Consider the following 1,312-nt stretch of genomic DNA (forward strand, 5'->3'; position numbering starts at 1 on the left):
GATGGAAAGACGCGCCCTCGGTCACGGCCGCTACAACGCGCTCGCGCAGATCGACTGATAAAGGTGATGGCATTGCCGCCTCCTTAACCGGTCAACGCGGCAACCCCGGCTCCGTCGCAACGCCTCCGGGAACAGCTCTAGGCTCTTTCGTCCAGGCGTTCAGGATGAACTCGGTGGGCGTGAGGCCGCGCAGGGTCTTGAGGCGGCGGGCGAAGTTGTAGGCGTTGACGAAGTCGGCCAAGTGCGCACGGAGTTGCGCGTAGCTGTCATAATGGTAGCGCTTGACCGTCGCGTCCTTGATCGTGCGGTTCATCCGCTCGACCTAACCGTTCGTCCAGGGATGGCGCGGTTTGGTCAGCCGATGGTCAATATCGTTACGGGCGCAGGCAAGTGCGAAGCTGTGGGCTCGGAAGGTCTCGCCGACTGCAATCGTCCCTTAAGGATGGAAGCGGCCAAGGCGACATTGCCGGGCGTGGTGAAGTGGGTGCCGTTGTCGGTGATCGTAGACCTCGGAGGTCTTGATGAACGACAGGAAGTTCATCTCCGAGGAGCTCATCAGCCCCTTCAGGGTCCGCTCCAAATAGGCGTTGTTGCTCACGAAGTTGATCGAGACGATGCCGGTCTTATCGCCCTCGTCGATCTGGTAGATCACGTCGACGCGGCCGTTCGGCAGGTCGACGATGCGGTAGGTCACCTTGGCGGCACCCCGGCTGAAGCGCTTGTAGACGTCGCGGATGCGGGCGAGGTCGGCGTTGATGATCGCTCCGGTGTAGGGCCCGCGTGCCTTCGCCTCGACCTTCTTGTTGCCCTCGAACACCACGCGGTTGATCAGGTTGTTCTCGCGGACGGTCACCACCGTACGCCCGCCCGATTGGGCGACCTTCACATCTGAGAACATGCCGCTCGCCAGCAGATTGCGGCGGGCCTCCTCGGCGGAGCCGGACGCCGTGCCGGTCACGTAGGACCTGATGGCCTCCGCGTCGACTCGTTGGTTGCCCTGGACGACGATCTCATTGGCGCTCGCCTGTCCCGCACATAACAGCACGGCTAGGCTGAGGGCTCCGGCTGCGCAGGATGCAACGAGGCCGATCTGGGGTGACGCCGCCTGGATGGCCGACGCGGGCTTCCTCACGCACGCCGTTGAGCGCCACCTCGTTGGCCTGGACCTGCACCTGGGCGGCGATGACCTGCGCCTTGGCGGCTTCGAGCCGGCCCCAGAAATCGACGATCTGCGCGCGCACCTGGTCGCGGACCTGATCCACCTGGATGCGGGCCTGATCGACCTGCTCCTTCGCCTGCCGGATCTGCGCGT

The 1,312-nt window shown here is 64.3% G+C and carries 3 pseudogenes; all 3 read right to left on the reverse strand.

Annotated elements, in window-relative coordinates:
• Positions 1–91: 91 nt before the first annotated feature.
• Positions 92–403, reverse strand: a pseudogene (locus tag MKK69_RS09430) (integrase core domain-containing protein); the annotation flags it as partial.
• Between the two features lie 96 nt (positions 404–499).
• Positions 500–1,090 (reverse strand): annotated as a pseudogene (locus tag MKK69_RS09435) (outer membrane protein assembly factor BamA); the annotation flags it as partial.
• A 22-nt stretch (positions 1,091–1,112) separates the two neighbouring features.
• Positions 1,113–1,312 (reverse strand): annotated as a pseudogene (locus MKK69_RS09440) (TolC family protein); the annotation flags it as partial.

The organism is Methylobacterium sp. J-026 (assembly GCF_022829585.1).
In the GTDB taxonomy this organism is placed as follows: Bacteria; Pseudomonadota; Alphaproteobacteria; order Rhizobiales; family Beijerinckiaceae; genus Methylobacterium.